The organism is Phaeobacter italicus (genome assembly GCF_001258055.1).
GTDB classification, from domain to species: domain Bacteria; phylum Pseudomonadota; class Alphaproteobacteria; order Rhodobacterales; family Rhodobacteraceae; genus Phaeobacter; species Phaeobacter italicus.
The window spans coordinates 78885-93777 of record NZ_CVRM01000003.1; the positions used below are offsets into that span (position 1 = coordinate 78885).

Genomic DNA, 14893 nt, shown 5'->3' on the forward strand with positions numbered 1-14893 from the left:
GCGGCAGGCGGGCAAATGCCCGTCCGCCCATTCAGCGCCACAGATGCGCGTAGGTTGACAGCAGCCCCTGGGCCTTGGCCAATAGCCGATTGCCATGGGTGCGAGACGGGATCTGACCCTCTGCCAGCCGTTTGGCCACCAACTCCACCTGACAGGGCAAGCCGCTTACGGGGTCGACGTAGCGGGGGTAGTCGATCAAGACAGCGTGCGCGAGACCAAGCAGCGATGGGCGGGCGCGCCTGCGTGCAACAGGCACCGGGCCCAGATCACGGGTGAGTCCCCAACCCGCATAAAACGGCGCCCCAACGGTGGTGACCTTTACGCCGCGCAACAGGGCCTCAAACCCCAGAAGGGACGTCATCGTCCAGACCTCGTGTACACTGTCAAGCAACGCCATCGGATCTGCGTCAGCCACGACAAGATCGGCAATACCCTCGGCCGCGACAGTCCCGTCCCGCAATCCGGCTTCGACGTCGGGATGGGGTTTGTAGATCAACACGGCGTCCGGATTGGCCGCCCGCGCAGCGCGCAGCAACTGGGCGTTGGTGGTGATCTTCTCGCTGCCCAGGCGCACAGAGGCATCATCAGCGACTTGGCCGACAACCAGAATGCTGTGACCTTTTGGCAATTCTGGCACCGAGCCGCCGAGGTTGTATTTCGACAGGCTGTCGCGCACCAGCCGCTGGATCAACCGTTCGGCGCGGCGTTCCTGTTCTGAGGAAAGCGTTTCACGGGCGGCGATCAGATCCTCCAGGTCGCTTGGCTCGCTTGGGTCGTAGTAAATCCCTTGCCGGTCCAGAACCAGAGAGAGGGGTGGCACCAGATCAGCGCCCAGCCCGCGCGAACGCAGGAACCCATCTTCGACCCGGTGTGCGCCGATGTGGCGGCTCTTGTCGGCCTTGCTGGCCCAGACCATCCAGTTGCGTCCGCTTCTGAGGGCTGTCTTTGGTTTGTCGGAAAAGCGCAGGCGTCGGTGGCGGCCAAAGAAACCCTGTAGTGCGGGGCGTTTCCACAGCCGCATGCCAGACGCGATCCAGCCGGCCCGGTCCTGCCGCCACACGCGCACGTCTGCTTCCAGTGCATCGATGACCTCTTCCAGTTCGCACAGCTGGTCGTCATACGGGCTGTACCATGTCGGATAAATCATCATCGCGCCCGCAAACAGCTGTGCCCGCGTCAGTCTGCGCTGTCTGCGGGTGACGGGAAAACGATCATCGCTGAGGCCCCAGCCGGTATAGAAGGGCTGGCCGAAAACACGGGGCCGGTGGCCTGCCAGAATAGCCTCAAACCCCATTTGCGAGGAAACGGTGTAAACCGCAATCGCCCCCTCCAGAAGCGCCCAGGGTGAGGTGGGTTTGTCCCACAGCTCGACCTTGCCCTGCGCGTCCTTCTGGGAGAAATACCCCTCTCTGTGACCTGCGTGACTTTCGGGGTGGGTCTTGATGATGATGCGGGCGCCGGGGTTTTCGTCCTGCGCATAATAAAGCATCTCCTGAAACCGCAGAATATCCGTCCCCTCATGGGGGCAGGAGGCGCGGACAGATGCATCGCCGCGGGCCTGATCGATCACCAGAACATATCCCGGCTCCGGTGGCTCTGCGTCGGGGGAGTAGGCGTTGTATTTGCTCAGATGGGCGTCCTGCAGGCGGGCAATGGCGCGCCGCGCCCGCCGCATCAAGGCGCTGTCGTCAAGCGGGTGTTCTGCCAGGATCTTTTCCAGATCGGAGGGTTGCGCAGGATCAAAGTGCAGACCCGAACGATCCAGCAGCAAACCCAGCGGTGGCTCACCAGAGCGGCCGGGGTGGATGGATCTCAGAAAGGCGTCCTCGACGTGCAACAGGGCGCACCCCTGTGCCTCGGCCATTGCGCGACCCCGGTGGGCAGTTGCGGCGTTGCCCCAGACTGCCACGAGATCCTCAGCCGTGGGTTTGCCAAGGCGCAGGTCATGCCCCGCCAGCGACAGGATGCGCCGCAGCCGCCGCTGCCACAGAAAGCCACCGTTGTAAAAGAAAAGCCGGGAGCGCGCGCCCCCGGCCTGTGTCGTCTCGTCCGACATGATCATGCCATCAGCTGCCGCCAAACAGGGTTTCGACGCTGGCTAGCGGCGTGAGCGGGCTTGCAAGGAGCGAAATGGTCTTGGTCCACTGCGCATAAGGTGCCTCTGTCACATAGAGCGTGTCGTCGTCGCGAATGACGAAATCGCGCGCCACAAACAGACCATTGGGCTGGGTGAGGTTCAGCACGTAGATCATGCGCTGCGCCCCGATCAGATCATCGCGGCCCAAGACCTGATTGGCGATTTCTGCAGGTTCGTTGCGAAAGACGAACACACCGGTCGGGTCCGACGCGGTGGAGATCAGCCCGCCAACCTGAGCGATGGCTTCAAGCGCTGAAAGGTCTTGGGTTTCAAACGGAACCCGCGCCTGTGCATTGGTTGCGCCAAGGGCGGTAAACGACCGGCTGTCCTCTTCGACGAGGATCTTGTCACCGCCACGCAGCGCAATGTCCAGTTCGGGGTGTTTGTAGAGATCCTGGAACCAGATCTTGCCCTGGGTTGCGCCACGGATCACTGTGACCTGTGCATTTTCGGGCTCGATCACCACGCCACCGGCTCTTGCCAGCATGGTTGCCAGCGTGCGGGTGGGGCGCTCAATCGCATAGACCCCCTGACCGCCGACCGCGCCCGTGAGGCTGACAGTTGCCCCATCCCCGGCAAGACGACGCACCTGAACCTGCGGGTCCGGGGTCTGATCTTCGAGCTTTTTGGTGATGGTCTGGCGCAGCTGGTCGGGGGTGCTGCCAGAGGCGCGCAGGCGTCCGGCATAGGGGACGAAAATAAAGCCCGCGCTGTCGACCTGAACCTCTTCCAGCACTGTTGCATTGGTTGCTTCGGCGGCGAGGAGCCCGTCATCGACGTTTTCCCAGACAGTCAGGCCCAGAACGTCACCGGGGCGGATCACATCAGAGGTCAGCTTGCCTGCGCTCAGGAATTGGTCTGAAAATCCAAGGGCGGGCACGACGGCTGTCGCACGGGTCACGCGGTCATTGACCGACACCACAAAGGCATCGCCTTCTTTCTGGACGGATCCTGCATAGATCTGGCGTTTGTTCGGGCCAACTTGCGGAAGGCCACAGGACGCAGCCAGCGTCAGCGCGGTCAGAAATGCGACCGGGCGCGCCCATTTCACGGGAACGGATTTCACTGCTCGGTCTCCTGACCTGTTGTTGTTCTGCCTTAGCTTTTGCGCCCAAGCTAGCGGAGCAGCGGGCAAAAATCCAGTCTTCGGGCTGAGTTGGATCAGTTCACCACACGCAACTGTTGCCGCGGTGCCGCTGTCCCCTTCAAGAGCGCCTCATAGGGATCTTCATAGGCCAGCATCATGTCCACCACCTGACGCAGCAACTGGCGCCGCCCTTTGCGCGAATAAAAGCCCCCCGGAATCTGCGAGGTCTCTAGAAGGTAGCGGCGATAGTCCTTGTAGGCTCGATTATCGGGGCGCATGGGATGGGCGAAGAAGTCCGCCAGCGTCTGGGTCGAGACGAATTCGGGCTTGTCATAGACCGCCTTGCCAAAGACCTTGAGCGGGATGCCGCGCCACAGAACCTGTTGGCCTGCGGTGGAATTCACGGTGACAGCGGTGCGCGCTTCGTTCAGCAGGGCAGCCAGTTTGCCGCCGCGGACGTAATGAACCCGTTCGCAAATCCCGTGGCGCTTTGCCAGTTGCCGGATAGAGCGGCGGATCGGCGCGCGGCCATCCTCCAAAGGATGTGCCTTGATGACCAGATGATGATGGCGCGGCGCACCCTCGGCAAATCCCTCGAAAACCTTTTCGAGAAAGTCGGCCGTGGTGGCAAAAGGCGAATGCGCCTGAAATGCGCTGTCATGTTCCAGTTGCAACAGGGCGAGGTGGTAGGGAAAGCCCCCATTCCGGATGCGCCGGGTGGCCAGCCTGCGTTCTAACGCCTGAAATGGCATCAGCATCAGACGGCGCAAATACAGTTGAAATTCGCGCGTCACCGGCAGGGCGCGATGGGGGCGAAACTGCCTGTAGCGCTGGTTCAGGAACATGACAAACCCGTGGTAAAGCGCGCCGTAGAACACATGCTGGCGCGTGTCCCCCCAGTGCGATGGCGGCAAAGGCGCCTCCATGTCGCAGCGGGCAAGCGCGGCGGCCATGTCTGTCACGCTTGTGCCCATCAGGCGCGAATTGCCGTTGGATCCTTCGCGTTCGTAGGTGACCCAATAGGGCCGCAGATATCCCTCTTCAAACACATGGACGCGTATGCCCCGCGCCCGCGCAGCCTGCACTGCGGTGGCATGTATCGGGCGGGTGTCGCCGTAAAGCACAAGATCGCTGATGGCATGTTTATCCAACAGCCCCTCAAGATGGGCAGGCCAGTCCGCCTGCGGCCCCTGATAGGCGTGATAGCTGCTTCGGTCGCGCCAGAACGCGCTGTCGCCTGCGTTGAAACCAACGCGAAGAACGGAACACCCGGCCGATTGCAGCATGGCGCCAAGGCGCGCGAAAAACGGCCCATGCGGACCTTGCAGAAACAGAAAAGAACGCTTGGATACGTCTGCGTAGGGCATGGGGGAACCGTAATCCACTGGGACAAAAACTTGGTGAAGTTTAGCTGTTCCTGTTCCAATTGCAGCGGAATTTCCAGCGTTGTTGTGCCTTCTGCACTCAACTGTGGGGGAATTGCTGCAATCGCGCGGACCGAAGGGCGCGCGCCTGTGTGCAGCGGGGCTTGCCCGCAGCGCGGGCAATGGCTACCTGTGGGGCGAAACAAACCGACAGGAGCCCGCCGATGTTCACAGGGATCGTCACCGATATTGGCACCATTGCCGAACTGGAGCAGCAGGGCGACCTGCGTGCACGGATCAAGACCAGCTACGATACAGCGGGCATCGATATCGGCGCCTCTATCGCGTCAGATGGGGTCTGCCTGACCGTGATCGCCCTTGGCGACGATTGGTATGATGTGCAGATTTCCGCAGAAACCGTGTCAAAGACCAATCTCGACAGCTGGGTTGTGGGCAAGCGCGTCAACCTGGAACGGGCGCTGAAGGTCGGTGACGAACTGGGCGGGCACATCGTGTCTGGCCACGTGGACGGCGTTGCCGAGGTGGTGAACATCGCGGATGAAGGGGACAGCACCCGTGTCACACTGCGCGCACCTGCAGCCTTGGCGAAATTCATCGCTCCCAAGGGGTCCGTCGCTCTCAATGGGACGTCCCTGACCGTGAATGACGTTGAGGGGGCCGACTTTGGCATCAACTTCATCCCCCACACCAAAGAGGTGACCACCTGGGGGGATGTAAAGCTGGGGGATGCGGTCAACCTAGAGATCGACACGCTTGCGCGCTATGTTGCGCGCCTGCACGAGGCGGGCTGAGCCAAGAGGCGTCACGTTGGGGCGGGCGCGCAGACGGATTGCGCAGCTTTGTCCTGCCCCGGTTCGCGATCTGGTGGTATCTTTCGCCTACCACATGTCCCCGACGGTATAGCCGCGCGGGAAAGGGTCGGTTGGGTCCAGCGTGTAGCTGGACAGCCCATAGATCCATCCCTGACCGGATAGGGTCGGGATGATCGCGGGGTAGGGGCCGACTGTCGTTTCCTCGATGATGCGACCGGTGAACGTGGTCCCCAGAGGGCCTGCGTTCACATAGTCCTGACCGATCTTCAGCTGGCCGCGCGCGTGCAGTACCGCCATTTTGGCGCAGGTGCCTGTTCCGCAGGGAGAGCGGTCGAGAATACCGCTGGCGTCTTGCGGCCGGTTCGGGTCGAATGGGCCAGTTGAAATCGTGATGGCGCCGCGCCCGTCTGTTCCTTCGGCCACCGGCTTGCCCCAGAGGTTGGTGATGGTCGGCCCGGTGATGGCCGGGTTTTCAGGGTGCACCACCGGCAGTTGCTCGACCGTGGCATGGCGAATGGCTTCGCTCACCCGCACGATTTCGCCACCGTTGTCAGCATCAAGCGCCACCCCCAGCGTTTCGGCCTCTGCAAGAACAAAGAACATGCCGCCCCAGGCCACATCGACAGTGACCGTGCCCAGCCCCGCCACCTCGACCTTTGCATCCAGATGGACGGCGAATGCGGGCACGTTCCTGAATTCCACTCGCGTGACCTTGCCGTCCTTGCAACTGGCCTTGACCCGGATCAGCCCGGCCGGGGCCTCCAGCGTCAGCTCCGTGACCGGCTCCTGCATCTCGATGATTCCTGTTTCCAGCAGGACAGTCACAACGCAGATGGTGTTGGAGCCCGACATGGGAGGGTATTCTGTCTGCTCAAAGATGATGAAGCCCGCATCAGCATCCGGGTGGCAAGGCGGCACGATCGCATTGCCGCACAGACCCGGGTTGCCACGCGGCTCGCGCAGCATTTGCAAGCGGATGTCGTCGTGGCGCGCGGCCATATCCTGCATCTTTTCAAACACGCTGCCGCCCCGCAGCAAGGGCATTCCGCCAGTGATGACGCGGCCGGGCTCTCCTTCGGCGTGGGCTTCGACGGCTTGGATAATTCGTGTAGCACGCATGGGGGCTCTCCGATGAGCGGGCGCTGCTGCCCGTCTGGGATGTGTAGATTGGATCCAATGCCACTTCTGCACAGGATGAATGGCGCGTCCAGTCTTCTCTGTGCCGTTTGCAGGACTGGCATTTGCCGCCCTCGTGGGGTATCTGGCTTGCATCAACCCGCAGTGCCACGTGCGCTGCAGCTGCCCACCGAAAGGTTGCCTTTATGAGCTTTGAAACACCGGGGCCGATTGAAGCCCAGTTGCGTGACGCAATCAGCCCGATCGAAGAGATCATCGAAGAGGCCCGTCAGGGGCGGATGTATATCCTCGTCGATCACGAGGACCGCGAGAATGAAGGCGATCTGGTGATCCCGGCGCAGTTCGCGGATGCAGCTGCGGTGAATTTCATGGCGACCCATGGCCGCGGCCTGATCTGCCTGCCGATGACCGCAGAGCGGATTGACGGGCTGGGCCTGCCGATGATGGCCGTAAACAACTCTTCCCGCCACGAAACGGCGTTTACCGTGTCGATTGAGGCCCGCGAAGGCGTCTCTACCGGTATTTCCGCCGCTGACCGCGCGCTGACAATTGCCGAAGCCATCAACGAAGACAACAGCATGGCGGCGCTTGCCACCCCCGGTCACGTGTTTCCGCTGCGGGCAAAGCGTGGCGGCGTTCTGGTGCGCGCAGGCCATACCGAGGCCGCGGTCGACATTTCCCGTCTCGCCGGGCTGCATCCCTCCGGCGTGATCTGCGAGATCATGAAGGAAGATGGTACAATGGCCCGCCTGCCTGATCTGGTAGAGTTCGCCAAGACCCATGACATGAAAATCGGCACCATCAGCGATTTGATCACCTACCGTGCCCGAAATGATAACCTGGTGGTTGAAACCTCCCGCGAGACGGTCACGTCCGAGTTTGGTGGTGAATGGGAAATGCGCCTGTTCACCGATCAGACCCACGGGGTTGAACATGTGGTCATGATCAAGGGTGACATCACCACCTCTGAACCGGTTCTGTGCCGCACCCACGCGCTGCACGAGGCGACCGATCTGCTGGGACTGGGGCCGAAACCTGCCGCGCAGTTGCCCCGCTCGATGGAACTGATCGCAGAGGAAGGCCGTGGCATCGTCTGCCTGTTCCGGTCCCCGCGCAGTGCACTTTATGCGCAGGATGACGAAGGTCCGCGCACGATCAAACAAACAGGTCTTGGCGCCCAGATCCTGTCTAATCTTGGCGTTCAGGAGCTGGTGCTGCTGACCGACTCACCCAAGACGACCTATCTGGGCCTCGACGCCTATGGGCTGACGATTGTTGGCACCAAACCCATTTTGAAGGACGCTTGATATGGCTGGACATGAAACCCACTACACGCTGCCCCGCCCGGAGTTCGACAAGCCGGTAAAGCTGCTGATTGTCGTGGCGCCGTACTACAAGGATATCGCTGACAATCTCGTGGCGGGCGCGCAGGCCGAAATCGAGGCCGCGGGGGGCACCTGCGAGATGATCGAAGTGCCAGGCGCGCTGGAGGTTCCGACCGCAATCGCCATCGCGGACCGTAGCTCGAATTTTGATGGCTATGTGGCGCTTGGTTGTGTCATCCGGGGCGAAACCACCCATTACGACACCGTCTGCAACGACTCCAGTCGTGCCATTCAGCTGATGGGGCTGCAGGGTCTGTGCATTGGCAATGGCATCCTGACGGTGGAAAACCGCAAGCAGGCTGAGGTCCGCGCGGATGTGAACGACCAGAACAAGGGGGGCGGCGCTGCGGCTGCGGCCTTGCATCTGATCGCGCTGACGCGTAAGTGGGGCGCCCAAAGCAAGGGAGTCGGCTTCAAGGCGCCTTCCGAGGCCATCAAACTGGCCGATTCAGACAATGGACCCACGACAGCATGACCACCTCGGACAGCCAGGGCGCTGCGCCCAAGGGCAATGACAAACACAAGATGAGATCGGCGTCCCGGCTTTATGCCGTGCAGGCGCTGTTTCAGATGGAACACAGCAACCTGACCCTCGACAAGGTCATCGTTGAATTCGAAGACTTCCGGTTCGGCGCGGTCTACGAAGACGGTGAAATGGCCGAAGGGGACAGCAAGGTGTTCCGCAAGCTGGTCGAAGATGCCGTAAGCCATCAGGCCCGCATCGACCAGATGACCGACCGTGCGCTGGTCGCGAAATGGCCAATTGGCCGGATCGACCCGACGCTGCGCGCGCTGTTCCGTGCCGCCGGTGCCGAACTGACCGAGAGCAAGACCCCGCCGAAGGTCGTGATCAATGAATTCGTTGACATCGCGCGGGCCTTCTTTCCCGAAGGCAAAGAGCCCAAGTTCGTGAATGCAGTGCTGGATCACATGGCACGGGAAGCCAAGCCAGAAGCATTCTGAACACGGACCAAACCTGAATTTGAAGGGGCGCGTGCGGAGAGATCCGCGACGCGCCTTTTTCGTTCGTGGTTTTCGTTGGAACAGGGGGCAAAAAAGGCATGCGTCAAATTCCGCCGGTTTGCCGATTGGCGCTGGACGGCGGCAAACTTGGTGCTAACCTCCTTATCAAGACAGGAGGGCACGTCATGCCGAAACTGGTAAAACTCTACATCAAGAACGTGGCACTGGGATTTGCGATTGCCGGTGTCTTTGTGGCGCTACTACTGTGGTTCAACGTGATGAATCTGTGGCACCTGGTTAGCACCTCTGACAGCGGTATCCTGGCAGTTGGCATTCTTTGGTTCATGAACGGGATCGTGTTTGCCGGGGTGCAGTTTGGCTACGCGGTGATGTCGCTGGCGGGCAAGGATGACGAACCGCGCGGCGGAATGCGCATCACCCCGGATCTTCAGCGTGATCTTGTTCCGGTTCGCGTGCCTGCACAGCGCAGCAACCGTCAGGTTCACCGCCGCTGAGGCGCGATTTCATTTCTTGGTCGCATCGCAAGGTATCAAACCGCGTCCCCGTGGCGCGGTTTTTTCTTTGCGGTTCAGCACGGTTTGGTCAGGCAGGTGGCCCCTGCAGGCATGTTGCAGACGGGCCGCCAAATGGACCGCGCGGATTGGCCCGGAGGCAACGCAAATAACGCAGCAAACAACATGGATGTGGGTGGAAAGCGGCGGGACCACCAGTCAACCGTTCGGCTTTGATTCCCGAGGACCTGTATATACAGGTGGGCGCCAGGTAACTAGGCCAGGACCCAGACAGAGCCAGCTCCCTCGGAATTGCTTAAGGCCACCGGAATGCTGCCGGTAACGAGAAGGGCAGAACCCGCCTCCGCTCTAACTAGGCGGCAGACCGGGTGGAGACAAGGGGCAGGGGGCTGGTTTTCTGCGACCGGCGAAATTTGATACTCTTCAGCTGGTTTGCCCCCTGCGTGATCTTGAAATCTGTTCCCTAATTGTTCACATTCAAATCATGGCTCAGGATTTGACTCCCGGACAGCGGCTCGCCCGTGGTGTGTCTCGGCATATGACCGCGCTTGGTTTTGCAACGGTAGAGGAATTCATCCCCGCCCGCGGCATGCGCGTGGATGTGATGGCGCTTGGCCCCAAGGGAGAGCTGTGGGTGATCGAATGCAAATCCAGCCGCGCCGACTTTCAGTCCGACAGCAAATGGCAGGGCTATCTGGAGTGGTGCGACCGGTATTTCTGGGCCGTGGACATGGCGTTCCCGACGGAACTCCTGCCTGATGAGACCGGCCTGATCATCGCGGATGACTATGATGCTGAGATTATTCGCATGTCGCCAGAGGACAAGCTGCCCGCCGCACGTCGAAAGAAACTGATACAGAAGTTCGCGATGGATGCGGCGATCCGGCTGAACCGTCTGCGCGACCCTCAGCCCGGTCTAGATGGTGCCTGGCTCAGCTGAGGTTTCCGAGCAGGGCAAGTCTGGGCAGGGCAAGGCCGGCGCCCGAGCGCCAGCCAGAAGATCATGTGGTCTGCAGGATCACTTGGACAGGGCGCTTGCCGCCTGTGCCGCTGCGAGGATCTCTTCGGCGATTTCATTTGCCTCTTCGGGGTCGAAATCCATCGGAATTTCGAGTCCATCGGCTTCGATGAAGATCCGGACCATACCAGCGTCGGTCGGACCGATCTGCATGTTGGCTTCGATATCGCGCTCGGTGTTAATGCCCATGCGGCACTCCTGTGGTGGTGCTTGCGTTGACTGGATCTGCTAGCCTGCAAAGGCCACAAAGGCAAGCATCCGTTGTCAGAGCCCCGGTTTCGGAGCCCTGCAAAATGGCCTGTGCGCGACTTTTGCGGGGCGTGAAAAACTCTTGGTGGATAACGTAAAAAACTTGCAGCTTCCCTCTTGCGCTCCCCATGCTGCTGTATTAAATCGCCCTCAGTGCCGCCTTAGCTCAGTTGGTTAGAGCGCCTGATTGTGGATCAGGAGGTCCCCCGTTCGAGCCGGGGAGGTGGTACCACTCTTCACACAAAATCAAATCCGGCTTGACCATCGAACCGCTTGGTTCTTTCCGTTTTGTCATGTCTTGTTGGGCTGCCGCTGATAGCAGACAGCTGACGGGCCGTTCACCCGACCTGCGTTATAGTTCACCGATAATATTGCGCCAAATCTGATGCGGTGGGAGCCGAACGGGGCTTATTCGCCAACCGGTTCGATCTTTACTCTCTGCTCTATGGCGCCGCTGAGGTTGTTGAGGATCACGATCTCATCCTGATCTGTCACCACCGCCACCCAACCTTCGCCAAAGGTCACGGCACGCGCTGTCATACCATCGGGGAGCGTGATGGATGTGGGCAGTGTCGGGCCGGATGACGACAAACGGATGACAAGCAGGGCCAGAACCACTAAGAACCCGCAAATCATGATCACGGTCAGCGTGGTCACCATCCGCCGCAGGAATTTCAGCTGCGGTGGTTCAGTTTGAAGATCTGTCTCAGAGGGATGTGTCATGGCCAGCCGCCGGATCGAGTTTGTCATCGCGGAAAACCCGCCTAAACGGCTTGATAAAGCGGTTTCGCGTGATGTGCCAGAGGAAGCCACCCTGTCGCGCACCCGTCTTGCGCGCTTGATCGAAGCCGGACAGTTGGAAGTGGACGGCAAGATCGTGACCGATGCCAAGGCGCGGGTCGAGGAAGGCGCGACGATCTCGATCACCGTGGAAGAGGCGGAGGATAGCCATATTGGCCCCGAAGATATCCCGCTGGAAGTGATCTTTGAGGATGATGACCTGATCGTCATCAACAAACCGGCAGGCATGGTGGTTCACCCTGCGCCGGGAACACCCTCTGGGACGTTGGTCAACGCGTTGCTGCATCACTGCGGCGATAACCTGTCGGGTGTGGGCGGGGTCAAACGGCCCGGCATCGTGCACCGAATCGACAAGGAAACCAGCGGCCTTCTTGTGGTTGCCAAATCCGACGCGGCCCATCAGGGGCTTGCCGCGCAGTTCGAAAAGCACACGGTAGAGCGGTACTACCGCGCGGTCTGCTACGGTGTGCCTGATGGCAACGACCCCCGCCTGCGCGGGGTCAAGGGGGCGAGCTTTGAGCCGGGCAATATCCTCAAGCTGACCACCCAGCTGGCGCGTCACAAGACCGACCGACAAAAGCAGGCCGTGCTGTTTCAGGGGGGGCGCCATGCAATCACCCGGGCCCGTATCGTCGACAGCTTTGGCACGCCACCGGTTGTTGCGCTGATCGAATGCTGGCTGGAAACCGGCCGCACCCATCAGATCCGTGTGCATATGGCCCATGCAGGTCACGGGCTTGTCGGGGATCCGGTTTATGGCGGCAAACGCAAACTGGCCGCCAAGGCGCTGTCCACACAAGCGGCCGCAGCGGTGCAGGGCTTTCCTCGTCAGGCGCTCCATGCGGCTGTCTTGGGGTTTGTGCACCCGGTCAGCGGCGAAGACATGCGGTTTGAGGCTCCTTTGCCGCAGGATATGGCCACGCTTTTGGACACGCTTGCGTTACCAGTGAGCTGATCTGCTCAACGGCGCTGCAAGAAAAGTGTTCGAAATCAAAGAGGTCGCGCCCCTGGCGCGGCTTTTTTCTTTTTCGGCCGGTTGTGAACTTGGTCACAGACCTGTTTTCATGCGATTCATATAAGACATTTCAGAAGCAACTCTTGAACGGGTCTATGCGTTAACCCATATGAGTTGATGTTAAGTCCTTATACATTGGGAGGGACACCGAGATGGCAAATTATGCAAACCTGCCCGCACCGACACCAGAAGGCGGGCTGAACCGCTACCTTCGGGAAATCCGCAAGTTTCCTTTGCTGGAGCCCGAAGAAGAATACATGCTGGCCAAGCGCTGGGTCGAAGAGCAGGACGCAAATTCTGCCCATAAGATGGTGACCTCTCACCTGCGCCTCGCGGCCAAGATTGCGATGGGATACCGAGGTTACGGCCTGCCGCAGGCCGAAGTGATTTCTGAGGCCAACGTGGGCCTGATGCAGGCGGTCAAACGCTTTGACCCGGAAAAAGGCTTTCGTCTGGCGACATATGCGATGTGGTGGATCCGTGCCTCCATCCAGGAATACATCCTGCGGTCCTGGTCGCTGGTCAAACTGGGTACGACCTCTGCGCAGAAGAAATTGTTTTTCAACCTGCGCAAGGCCAAGGCCCGGATCGGCGCGCTGGAAGAGGGTGATCTGCACCCTGACAGCGTCAAGAAGATCGCAACTGACCTTGGCGTGACCGAGGATGAAGTGATTTCCATGAACCGCCGCATGTCCGGTGGTGATGCCTCGCTTAATGCAACCGTCGGCACCGAAGGTGAGGGCGCGATGCAGTGGCAGGACTGGCTGGAGGACGAAGACGCCGACCAGGCCGGTGACTATGAGGCCCGCGACGAGCTGGAAGCCCGCCGCGAACTGTTGGCCAGCGCGCTTGAGGTGCTCAATGACCGCGAAAAGGACATCCTGACCCAGCGCCGTCTGGCGGATCAGGCCAAGACGCTGGAGGATCTGAGCACCCAATATGGCGTCAGCCGGGAACGGATCCGCCAGATCGAGGTCCGCGCGTTCGAAAAGCTGCAGAAAAAGATGCGCGAGCTTGCCGCGCAAAAGGGAATGTTGCCTGCAAGCTGATCGTTTCTCCCGCGATCTGACTGCTGGTTTTACCCGAAATGGCCTCCGCTTTGCGGGGGCCATTTTGTTTCGGCTGGGGGGCAGGGGTGGTCGGATATCAGGGCGGGAGAATCGCTTTGCATAGCAGGGGTGCATCTTGTGATTGTGCGGCTGGCCTCTGCCTGCAACCGGGTTCGGCGGATCGGTCAGAGACTGTTAAGAATGCGCGCAGATTGCGCACGAATTCTTACCCTCAGGCCCTGTCCCGCGACGCTGCCCTAACCGTTTGTTAGCTTGCCGCCTCCTAGTGTCGGGGAACCCAGATTTCCCCAAAGGACCAAGGAAACGATGCCTTCATTCTTTTTTCGTCTTCCGATCCGCATCTACGCTGTGGTGGCGATGGCGCTTGCCCTGTCGGTTGTTCTGACAGTTCTGCTTTTGTCGCGCGCCGTCGATAACGCCTATCAGATGCGCGAAAAGGAACTTCACAATGTCATCGACAGCTCTATCAGCCTGCTTGCGGATCTCGAAGCCCGCGTTCAGGCAAACGAGCTGACAGCAGATGAGGCCCGTGTCGAAGGGCGCGCCCTGATTGAGCGGGTGCGGTTTGACAGTGCCGGCTATCTCTTTGCGTTTGACCGCGATCTCACAGTGCGGGCCCATCCGATGGTGCCTGATTGGGTCGGTACGGACCGGTCTGGCTTTGAAGATGTAAAAGGGATGAAGGTTTTTCAGGAACTGGGTAAAGTCGCCACGCAGAACGGTGCAGGCGCTGTGACCTATTGGTTCCAAAAACCCAACCAGACCACACCAGAAGAAAAGCTGGGCTATGTTCAGCTGTTTGAACCCTGGGGTTGGATCATCGGCACCGGCTCCTATGTCTCGGATATTCAGTCGGACCTCTGGCAGATGCAGATCGAATCGGCGATCACCCTTGGTGTGAGCCTGATCCTCTTGATGATTGCCTCTACCGTCCTGATGCGCAGCGTGACGGGTCCGATCAACGGCATGAAGGCGCGGATGCAGGACATGGCTGAGGGCGACACCGACAGCGAAGTACCCTTTACCGGCTCACGCAGTGAGCTGGGTGAAATGGCGCGCACGCTGGAATCCTTCCGTGAATCCCTCGCCGAGCAGGCAGAGCTGAAACGCCAACAGCAGGCACGCGACAGTGAGCGCGCGGATGTTGTTCAGGTAATTTCCAGCCGTCTGGCCGCGCTTTCCAGCGGTGATCTGACCGTGCGCATCAATGAAACCCTGCCAGAGGATTACGCGCAGTTGCAGCGTGATTTCAACTCGACCGCAGAGACGCTCAGCGCGACGGTGACGCAGGTGATCGACAC

At 60.3% G+C, this 14893-nt stretch carries 15 protein-coding genes and 1 tRNA gene; 10 read left to right on the forward strand and 6 right to left on the reverse strand.

What is annotated here, in order from left to right:
- Window positions 1-31: 31 nt before the first annotated feature.
- From NIT7645_RS01470 to NIT7645_RS01480, 3 genes are all read right to left on the reverse strand, one after another.
- Window positions 32-2062, reverse strand: a complete 2031-nt coding sequence (locus NIT7645_RS01470; protein WP_050685809.1) for a capsule polysaccharide biogenesis protein — start codon at window positions 2060-2062, stop codon at window positions 32-34.
- Window positions 2063-2066: 4 nt separating this feature from the next.
- Window positions 2067-3203, reverse strand: coding sequence for a polysaccharide biosynthesis/export family protein (locus NIT7645_RS01475; RefSeq protein WP_008562471.1), 1137 nt, complete (start codon window positions 3201-3203; stop codon window positions 2067-2069).
- A 95-nt stretch (window positions 3204-3298) separates the two neighbouring features.
- Window positions 3299-4591: a capsule polysaccharide biogenesis protein gene (locus NIT7645_RS01480; protein ID WP_008562031.1), complete on the reverse strand. Its 1293-nt coding sequence runs from the start codon at window positions 4589-4591 to the stop codon at window positions 3299-3301.
- Between the two features lie 221 nt (window positions 4592-4812).
- On the opposite strand from NIT7645_RS01480, the gene NIT7645_RS01485 reads away from it, so the two are divergent.
- The gene (locus NIT7645_RS01485; RefSeq protein ID WP_008561543.1) at window positions 4813-5400 is read left to right on the forward strand and encodes a riboflavin synthase; all 588 of its coding nucleotides are present in this window, start codon (window positions 4813-4815) and stop codon (window positions 5398-5400) included.
- An 87-nt stretch (window positions 5401-5487) separates the two neighbouring features.
- Here the strand turns inward: NIT7645_RS01485 and NIT7645_RS01490 are convergent, their stop codons facing one another.
- Window positions 5488-6540, reverse strand: coding sequence for a proline racemase family protein (locus NIT7645_RS01490; protein ID WP_008563113.1), 1053 nt, complete (start codon window positions 6538-6540; stop codon window positions 5488-5490).
- A 203-nt stretch (window positions 6541-6743) separates the two neighbouring features.
- Here NIT7645_RS01490 and ribB point away from each other — a divergent pair, with 203 nt between their 5' ends.
- The 5 genes from ribB (at window position 6744) to NIT7645_RS01515 (ending at window position 10379) form a co-directional block, all read left to right on the forward strand.
- On the forward strand, window positions 6744-7865 hold the full coding sequence (gene ribB, locus NIT7645_RS01495; RefSeq protein ID WP_008562056.1) for a 3,4-dihydroxy-2-butanone-4-phosphate synthase: 1122 nt from the start codon (window positions 6744-6746) through the stop codon (window positions 7863-7865).
- Between the two features lies 1 nt (window position 7866).
- Complete coding sequence (locus tag NIT7645_RS01500; RefSeq protein ID WP_008559544.1) at window positions 7867-8418, forward strand: 6,7-dimethyl-8-ribityllumazine synthase; 552 nt, start codon at window positions 7867-7869, stop codon at window positions 8416-8418.
- On the forward strand, window positions 8415-8906 hold the full coding sequence (nusB, locus tag NIT7645_RS01505) for a transcription antitermination factor NusB (protein ID WP_046212036.1): 492 nt from the start codon (window positions 8415-8417) through the stop codon (window positions 8904-8906). Before NIT7645_RS01500 ends, nusB begins: the two co-directional genes overlap by 4 nt.
- Before the next feature lie 185 nt (window positions 8907-9091).
- Window positions 9092-9421, forward strand: coding sequence for a hypothetical protein (locus tag NIT7645_RS01510; RefSeq protein WP_008560399.1), 330 nt, complete (start codon window positions 9092-9094; stop codon window positions 9419-9421).
- Window positions 9422-9923: 502 nt separating this feature from the next.
- Window positions 9924-10379 (forward strand): MmcB family DNA repair protein, encoded by a 456-nt coding sequence (locus NIT7645_RS01515; protein ID WP_037302499.1) that lies wholly within the window; start codon window positions 9924-9926, stop codon window positions 10377-10379.
- Between the two features lie 78 nt (window positions 10380-10457).
- Here NIT7645_RS01515 and NIT7645_RS01520 read toward each other — a convergent pair whose 3' ends face one another.
- Window positions 10458-10646 (reverse strand): DUF6324 family protein, encoded by a 189-nt coding sequence (locus NIT7645_RS01520; protein ID WP_008561108.1) that lies wholly within the window; start codon window positions 10644-10646, stop codon window positions 10458-10460.
- Window positions 10647-10861: 215 nt separating this feature from the next.
- Between NIT7645_RS01520 and NIT7645_RS01525 the strand changes: the two genes are divergently transcribed.
- Window positions 10862-10938: transfer RNA gene (locus NIT7645_RS01525), tRNA-His, on the forward strand.
- Between the two features lie 176 nt (window positions 10939-11114).
- Here the strand turns inward: NIT7645_RS01525 and NIT7645_RS01530 are convergent.
- Window positions 11115-11429, reverse strand: a complete 315-nt coding sequence (locus tag NIT7645_RS01530) for a DUF6476 family protein (protein WP_008560363.1) — start codon at window positions 11427-11429, stop codon at window positions 11115-11117.
- Between NIT7645_RS01530 and NIT7645_RS01535 the strand changes: the two genes are divergently transcribed.
- The 3 genes from NIT7645_RS01535 to NIT7645_RS01545 form a co-directional block, all read left to right on the forward strand.
- Window positions 11428-12462: an RluA family pseudouridine synthase gene (locus NIT7645_RS01535; protein ID WP_008563103.1), complete on the forward strand. Its 1035-nt coding sequence runs from the start codon at window positions 11428-11430 to the stop codon at window positions 12460-12462. The genes NIT7645_RS01530 and NIT7645_RS01535 overlap by 2 nt on opposite strands.
- Window positions 12463-12674: 212 nt before the next feature.
- On the forward strand, window positions 12675-13571 hold the full coding sequence (gene rpoH, locus NIT7645_RS01540; RefSeq protein WP_050685812.1) for an RNA polymerase sigma factor RpoH: 897 nt from the start codon (window positions 12675-12677) through the stop codon (window positions 13569-13571).
- Between the two features lie 327 nt (window positions 13572-13898).
- A partial coding sequence (locus NIT7645_RS01545) for a cache domain-containing protein (protein WP_131724137.1) occupies window positions 13899-14893 on the forward strand: 995 nt, incomplete at its 3' end.

Coding starts and splice junctions, on each gene's coding strand:
- NIT7645_RS01500 (WP_008559544.1), top strand. CDS start 7,867: ATGGCTGGACATGAAACCCACTACACGCTGCCCCGCCCGGAGTTCGAC.
- NIT7645_RS01530 (WP_008560363.1), bottom strand. CDS start 11,429: ATGACACATCCCTCTGAGACAGATCTTCAAACTGAACCACCGCAGCTG.
- NIT7645_RS01520 (WP_008561108.1), bottom strand. CDS start 10,646: ATGGGCATTAACACCGAGCGCGATATCGAAGCCAACATGCAGATCGGT.
- NIT7645_RS01535 (WP_008563103.1), top strand. CDS start 11,428: ATGGCCAGCCGCCGGATCGAGTTTGTCATCGCGGAAAACCCGCCTAAA.
- NIT7645_RS01490 (WP_008563113.1), bottom strand. CDS start 6,540: ATGCGTGCTACACGAATTATCCAAGCCGTCGAAGCCCACGCCGAAGGA.
- ribB (WP_008562056.1), top strand. CDS start 6,744: ATGAGCTTTGAAACACCGGGGCCGATTGAAGCCCAGTTGCGTGACGCA.
- NIT7645_RS01470 (WP_050685809.1), bottom strand. CDS start 2,062: ATGATCATGTCGGACGAGACGACACAGGCCGGGGGCGCGCGCTCCCGG.
- rpoH (WP_050685812.1), top strand. CDS start 12,675: ATGGCAAATTATGCAAACCTGCCCGCACCGACACCAGAAGGCGGGCTG.
- nusB (WP_046212036.1), top strand. CDS start 8,415: ATGACCACCTCGGACAGCCAGGGCGCTGCGCCCAAGGGCAATGACAAA.
- NIT7645_RS01480 (WP_008562031.1), bottom strand. CDS start 4,591: ATGCCCTACGCAGACGTATCCAAGCGTTCTTTTCTGTTTCTGCAAGGT.
- NIT7645_RS01510 (WP_008560399.1), top strand. CDS start 9,092: ATGCCGAAACTGGTAAAACTCTACATCAAGAACGTGGCACTGGGATTT.
- NIT7645_RS01515 (WP_037302499.1), top strand. CDS start 9,924: ATGGCTCAGGATTTGACTCCCGGACAGCGGCTCGCCCGTGGTGTGTCT.
- NIT7645_RS01485 (WP_008561543.1), top strand. CDS start 4,813: ATGTTCACAGGGATCGTCACCGATATTGGCACCATTGCCGAACTGGAG.